Source organism: Novosphingobium sp. B-7 (assembly GCF_000410615.1).
Taxonomy (GTDB): Bacteria; Pseudomonadota; Alphaproteobacteria; order Sphingomonadales; family Sphingomonadaceae; genus Novosphingobium; species Novosphingobium capsulatum.
In genome coordinates this window covers 1-5,856 of the sequence record NZ_APCQ01000355.1, presented here as the reverse complement: position 1 = coordinate 5,856, position 5,856 = coordinate 1, and the positions used below count along the sequence as shown (strand labels likewise).

Genomic DNA, 5,856 nt, shown 5'->3' with positions numbered 1-5,856 from the left:
CCGAGCGGCCGGAAGTGACGCCGGTGGTGCTCGACAGTGCAGTGCCCGCGCCGCTGCCCGATGCCAGTGCGCCTGCGGCCGACGCCTCGAACGCGGCGCCCGATGCCGAGCCGAGCCCGGAACCCTCGCCCGTGGTCGATGATACGATCACGCGGATGGAACAGCGCCTGAAGGACGAGCCCGAAGACGTGCAGGGCTGGCGCATGCTGGGCTGGGCCTATTTCCAGAACGCCCGCTACAAGGACGCGGCGCGCGCGTTGCGCAAGGCCACGGCGCTCGATCCCGATCATGCCGAAAGCTTTTCGTTCCTGGGCGAGGCGCTGGTCATGGCTTCGCGCCGCGAAGGGCAGATGCCGCGCGGGGCGCGAATCGCCTTTGACAAGGCCTTGGCGATCGATCCCAAGAATGCGCGTGCGCGCTATTTCAAGGCGCTGTCGCTCGATCTGGCCGGCCAGCACCGCCGTGCCCTGCGCGCATGGTTTGCGCAGCTGAGCGAAACGGCGCCCGACGCGCCCTATGCCAGCGATATCCGCAGCGTGATCCGCAGCGTGGGCAAGCGCCACCATATCGAGGTGGAAAAGCGCCTGGCGATTGCCGATGCCCAGGCCCGCCTGCCCAAGGTGGACAAGGACAAGACCAAGGAAAAGGGCAAGGGCAAGGATGCCGAGCGCCGCAAAGGCGCGCTGCCGGGGCCGGCCCATGCCGAGCTGAAAACCGCGTCGGGCGCGCAGACCGGCGGCGTGGACAGCGGCACGCGTGCGGCGATGGAGCGCGGCATGGTCGATGGGTTGGAAGCGCGGCTGGCGCGCAACCCCGGCAACGTCGATGGCTGGATTCTGTTGATTCGCAGTCGTGTGCAGCAGGACCGGCGCGATGACGCAGCCAAGGCGCTGGCCAAGGGGCTGGCGGCGGTCAAGACCCAGCCTGCCAATGCGCAAAAGCTGCGTGATGCCGCCGCGCGCCTGGGCATTGCCGCCGATTGAGCGTTTTCGCGTCGCGAATCCTCGCCTGCCATTGCCGTTCTTCCCGATGGCGCATGGAAAAGCACGTTAACCGTGTGGGCTTACGATTGGTCTTCGCAAGCCTTGCCGTTGTCGCTTTGGGGGAAGCGGCGCGGTAAGGATTTGCGGGAATGCGACGAGGGCGGGGTTTGCAGCGATGATTGCTGGCAAATGGCTGCCGACACCGGACCTGTGCTTACGTTAAATTAACCTTTCATGTTCATAGGTCATATGGTTAATGATGGGCATGCGCCTCAGTAGGGGGGCTGTGCCGGGGAATGGCAAGAAGGGGCTGATCCATGCGCGTGCTGCTGATCGAGGACGAGCCGGCAACGGCCAAGGCTATCGAATTGATGCTGACGGCCGAAGGGTTCAACGTCTATTCCACCGACCTGGGGGAGGAAGGCCTCGATCTCGGCAAGCTGTATGATTACGATATCATCCTGCTCGACCTGAACCTGCCCGACATGCACGGGTATGACGTGCTGAAAAAGCTGCGCGTCGCCAAGGTGCAGACGCCGGTACTGATCCTTTCGGGCATTTCCGAAATGGATTCCAAGGTCCGCTCGTTCGGCTTCGGTGCTGACGATTATGTGACCAAGCCGTTCCACCGCGAAGAGCTGATCGCCCGTATCCACGCGGTGGTGCGTCGGTCCAAGGGCCATTCGCAATCGGTCATCCGCACCGGCAAGCTTTCGGTCAATCTCGACGCCAAGACCGTGGAAGTGGACGCCGCGCGCGTGCATCTGACCGGCAAGGAATACGCGATGCTGGAACTGCTCTCGTTGCGCAAGGGCACCACGCTGACCAAGGAAATGTTCCTCAACCATCTCTATGGCGGGATGGACGAGCCGGAACTCAAGATCATCGACGTGTTCATCTGCAAGCTGCGCAAGAAGCTGGCCCATGCCTGCGGCGGCGAGAACTACATCGAAACCGTCTGGGGCCGCGGCTATGTGCTGCGCGATCCCGACGACATGACGGCTATCGAAGCGGCCTGATCCCTTTTTCTGCGCACAATCCCGAAGCGGCCCGTTCCCACGACGGGCCGTTTTCGTTTGGTGTTTCACGTGTAACATTGGGTGTGCGGGCGAGCGTCGAGCGGATGAATCTACGGCCGTGCTGCCGGGCGGATGTGTCGTGTTTTGGTGGCTGGCTGCCTTTGCGCGGTGATTGCAGGCATGGTGCACGTTATCAAGCTGGACCCCGGATCAAGTCCGGGGTGATAAGTTTTTATTTCAATTATATTTTCCGTCACCCCGGACTTGATCCGGGGTCCAGCTGTTCTGCTTGTGCAAAACGCCAGTATGTCCTCAAATGGGCGCGAGTAGCCGATCTGGCCATCTCCCGGTCCTCCGCCACAATCGGCATAATAGCCGACGTTCGGGCGCCTCAGTTGGCGCGTCGGAAGCGGTCATTTGTTTATCGATGTCGCTTGCGCCAGGAATCGCCTAGGTCGGAGGGAAGCGGACATTGAGCATCGGCACTCTTGCGCGTAAATGTCTTTTATGGACCAGAGAGCTTTTGTAGACCTGCTCCAGCTAGTTGTGCTGGATAGACTATCTGTCGAGCTTGTGAAAACTTGGCAAAATCCGCCGGGACGACTTCGTTCGGAGGAGAGGTCGCGGCGTTCCGGATGGATGAAAAACCTTAGCGGCCCCGAGCGCGCCCTCGTCGAAGAGTTCGGCCAAGACGCGGCGAGGGCGGCTGTCTTCGGAGTGCTGTGCGTGCTCGACGGCGTCCGGAAGATCGAGGATCGCGAAAACGGCCACATTGAACTTCATCATGTCAAAAATGGTCGCTCTGAGCTTTTAGCTTCTAGCGGAAACGACATGACACTGGACTTCTTACACGATTTACTGCCGTAGATGTCCACATTTGGGCGCTTTCGGACATGCACACTATACCGCAATATTTGGGTTTGACCCAATCTGATTCGCGCAGAGGCGCGGAGGCGCAGAGATAAATGGAATCTCTGCGCCTCTGCGCGAAATACTCGTCTTCTTAAATTCTGAAAATCTGCAATCAGTCTGCGGTCAAACCCCTAGCGGAACTTCTCCAGCAGCAGATACCAGCGCATGCCCAGCATCAGCAGCGGGTTGCCCAGCCAGTCGCCCAGCGGCACGCGCAGCGGCTTGAGTGCGGCGAAAATGTCGAAGCGTTCCAGGGTGCCGGCGATGGCCTCGGCCATGACTTCGGCCACGACGTGGCTGGTGGCGACGCCGTGGCCGGAATAGCCTTGGGCATACCACACGTTGCTGGCCAGCTTGCCCAGTTGTGGTGCGCGGTTGATGACGATGCCCATGGCGCAGGACCAGGCGTGCTCGATCTTCACGCCCTTGAGCCGCGGAAACGTTGCCTCGATCGCCGGGCGCAATTCATCGGCGAACGAACGCGATTCGCGGCCCGAATAATTGGCGCCGCCGCCAAACAGCAGGCGTCCATCGGCGGTGAGGCGATAGTAATCGAGCACGAAGCGGCAATCATAGACGGCCAGATCGTGCGGGTTGATCGCGGCGGCTGCATCGCCCAGCGGTTCGGTGGTGACGATGCCGCCCACCGCTGGAAAGATCAGCCCGCCCAGCGCCTTGCGCTCCAGCTTGTGATAGACATCGCCAGCGATCATCACCTGCGCGGCGCTGATGCTACCCTGGGCGGTGACCACGCGGGGGCGCGGCCCGTGGACGATGTCGACAACCGGTGAGCCCTCGAACAGGCGCACGCCGAGCTGTGCAGCGGCCTTGGCCTCTCCTAGGCACAGCTTGAGCGGATGCAGGTGCATGTTGCGGCTGTTGAGCAGGCCGCCGCAATAGCGCGGGCTTTCGAGGTGGTCTCGCATGCCGGCCGCATCGAGCAGCACGACATCATCGCCCATGCCGCGCGCGCAGGCCTGGGCAAAAGTTTCTTCCAACTCGGCCATGTGCGAGCGCTTCATCGCGGCATGGATGTGCCCGTGCTTGAGGTCGCACGCGATACCATAGCGGGCAACGCGCGCGGCGATCACGTCTTGCCCGTGCCAGCGCAGCCACCAGAGAAAATCGTCAAGTTCTGCGCCCAGGCGGCGTTTCCACTGCTTGCGCAGTTCGCCTTCGCCCGAAAGGCTGCCGGTTACCTGGCCGCCGTTGCGCCCGCTTTGGCCCCAGCCGATGCGGTTGGCTTCTACCAGGACCACCGACAGCCCGCGTTCGGCCAGTTCCAAGGCGGTGTTGACGCCGGTAAAGCCGCCGCCGATCACCACGACATCGGCACTGTGATCACCTTGCAGCACTGGCCAGGCAGTATCGTCGCCCAGGCTGGCGGAATAGTAGGTGTGCGGGCGATCGATCAGCGGTGCGGTGGCCATGGCCGATCATTGCCAAGATCGATCACAGATCAAGCGAAACCGTGCGGTATGTGCGCCGGGCATTGACCGCAACGCGCGCCCCTGCCATCGGCTGCGCCCCATGACGGCACACAAATCCGGCGATCCGACCACGCTCAACCGCCTTTACGGCCGCGCCAAGGGCAAGCCCCTGCGCCAGGGCCAGCAGGCCCTGGTCGATACCCTGCTGCCCCGCATCGCGGTGCCGGCGCAAGGCCCGGTCACGGCCCAGGCGCTGTTCGGGCACGATTGCCCGCTGCATTTCGAGATCGGCTTTGGCGGCGGCGAGCACATGGCCTATCGCGCCGACCTGCTGCCCGACCATGGCTTTATCGGCGCCGAGCCGTTCCTGAACGGTGTGGCGCAGGCGCTGACCCATGTGGATGGCGACAATGGCGCCCATCCGCCGCTGGGCAATGTGCGCATCCACCACGGCGATGCGCTGGAAGTGCTGGAACGCGTGCCCGATGGCGCGCTGTCGTTCCTCTATCTGCTGCATCCCGATCCCTGGCCCAAGGCGCGCCACGCCAAGCGGCGCATGATGAACGACGGCCCGGTCGATCTGTTCGCGCGCAAGCTCAAGCCGGGCGGCGAATTCCGCTTTGGCACCGACCATCCGATCTATCTGCGCCACGCGCTGATGGTGATGCGCCGCCACACCGACCAGTTCCGCTGGCAGGCGCAGACCGCGCAGGATTTCCAGCAGCGCCCGGGCGGCTGGCCGGAAACCCGCTATGCCGCCAAGGCCCGCGCCCAAGGCCATGAAATCTGGTATTTCCGGTACACCCGCAGCTGAACCAGAGCGCTGCGGGCTGTGGTGCAGTTTGCCATAACCGGCGGGCGGGGCCCGTGCGCATGGGCTGATTAATGGCGCGCTAACTATCGAGGCGTAGCGTTTGTCCTATCGGCGGGACAGGTGCGAACGGCACGGACCGCCGCATCGGAGCGCGCCATGTCTCACCACCAGACTGCCACCCAGCTGCTGAACGAACTGCGCGAATTTGCCAGTTTTCCGGCGGCGACCCAGCGCTATATCCGGCGCAGCCTGGATATCGGGCTGGGCCGGCGCGATGCTTTCCAGATCTGGGCGCGCACGGCGGCCGAGACCGCGGCGATCCGCACGCAATATGTGGTCTACCAGGATCTCAAGCTGCTGCGCACGATGCTGCCCGAAGGCCCGGCGGCCGAGGGCATCGAGCGGTTCATGGGCGCGCTGATCCGCCTGAGCGCGTTCGATCTGGGCCAGGACCGGCTCGACGGGTTTTCCGCCTATCGCTTTCTCTATGAGCGCCTGCTGGGCGCAGAGGTGCGGCCCTGGCTGCCGGCGGCATTTTGCGGCGCGGCGGCGCTGCCGCAGATCCGCCCGCTGCGGCGCAAGGACCTGCTGCAATCGATCAGCGAGGCAGCAGCCACGGCGCCGGGCTGGTCCACCCGCGCGCCGACGTTCTATCCCGATTTCGTGCCGCTGGAAGAAGCGGCCTGAGCCATGGCCCG

At 63.6% G+C, this 5,856-nt stretch carries 6 protein-coding genes; 5 read left to right on the top strand and 1 reads right to left on the bottom strand.

Going from position 1 to position 5,856, the window contains the following annotated elements; all coding sequences use genetic code 11:
- The 3 genes from H926_RS25630 to H926_RS0104765 form a co-directional block, all read left to right on the top strand.
- Nucleotides 1-983: tetratricopeptide repeat protein (locus H926_RS25630; RefSeq protein ID WP_022675303.1), on the top strand; the 983-nt coding region annotated here is incomplete at its 5' end.
- 317 nt (nucleotides 984-1,300) lie between these two features.
- The gene (gene ctrA / locus H926_RS0104770; RefSeq protein ID WP_022675302.1) at nucleotides 1,301-2,002 is read left to right on the top strand and encodes a response regulator transcription factor CtrA; all 702 of its coding nucleotides are present in this window, start codon (nucleotides 1,301-1,303) and stop codon (nucleotides 2,000-2,002) included.
- Between the two features lie 498 nt (nucleotides 2,003-2,500).
- Complete coding sequence (locus H926_RS0104765; protein ID WP_028657592.1) at nucleotides 2,501-2,869, top strand: hypothetical protein; 369 nt, start codon at nucleotides 2,501-2,503, stop codon at nucleotides 2,867-2,869.
- Nucleotides 2,870-3,045: 176 nt separating this feature from the next.
- On the opposite strand, the gene H926_RS0104760 is transcribed toward H926_RS0104765, so the two are convergent.
- On the bottom strand, nucleotides 3,046-4,344 hold the full coding sequence (locus H926_RS0104760; RefSeq protein WP_022675300.1) for an FAD-binding oxidoreductase: 1,299 nt from the start codon (nucleotides 4,342-4,344) through the stop codon (nucleotides 3,046-3,048).
- 100 nt (nucleotides 4,345-4,444) lie between these two features.
- Between H926_RS0104760 and H926_RS0104755 the strand changes: the two genes are divergently transcribed.
- Nucleotides 4,445-5,158 carry a tRNA (guanosine(46)-N(7))-methyltransferase TrmB gene (locus H926_RS0104755; RefSeq protein ID WP_022675299.1) on the top strand — a complete coding sequence of 238 codons (714 nt, stop codon included), beginning with the start codon at nucleotides 4,445-4,447 and terminating at the stop codon, nucleotides 5,156-5,158.
- A gap of 156 nt (nucleotides 5,159-5,314) precedes the next feature.
- Entirely contained in the window at nucleotides 5,315-5,845 is a 531-nt protein-coding gene (locus H926_RS0104750) for a hypothetical protein (RefSeq protein ID WP_022675298.1), read from the top strand.
- Nucleotides 5,846-5,856 lie beyond the last annotated feature (11 nt).

Bases quoted from the DNA above. Each gene is read 5' to 3' on its own strand.
- ctrA (WP_022675302.1), top strand. From the start codon at position 1,301: ATGCGCGTGCTGCTGATCGAGGACGAGCCGGCAACGGCCAAGGCTATC.
- H926_RS0104765 (WP_028657592.1), top strand. From the start codon at position 2,501: ATGTCTTTTATGGACCAGAGAGCTTTTGTAGACCTGCTCCAGCTAGTT.
- H926_RS0104760 (WP_022675300.1), bottom strand. From the start codon at position 4,344: ATGGCCACCGCACCGCTGATCGATCGCCCGCACACCTACTATTCCGCC.
- H926_RS0104755 (WP_022675299.1), top strand. From the start codon at position 4,445: ATGACGGCACACAAATCCGGCGATCCGACCACGCTCAACCGCCTTTAC.
- H926_RS0104750 (WP_022675298.1), top strand. From the start codon at position 5,315: ATGTCTCACCACCAGACTGCCACCCAGCTGCTGAACGAACTGCGCGAA.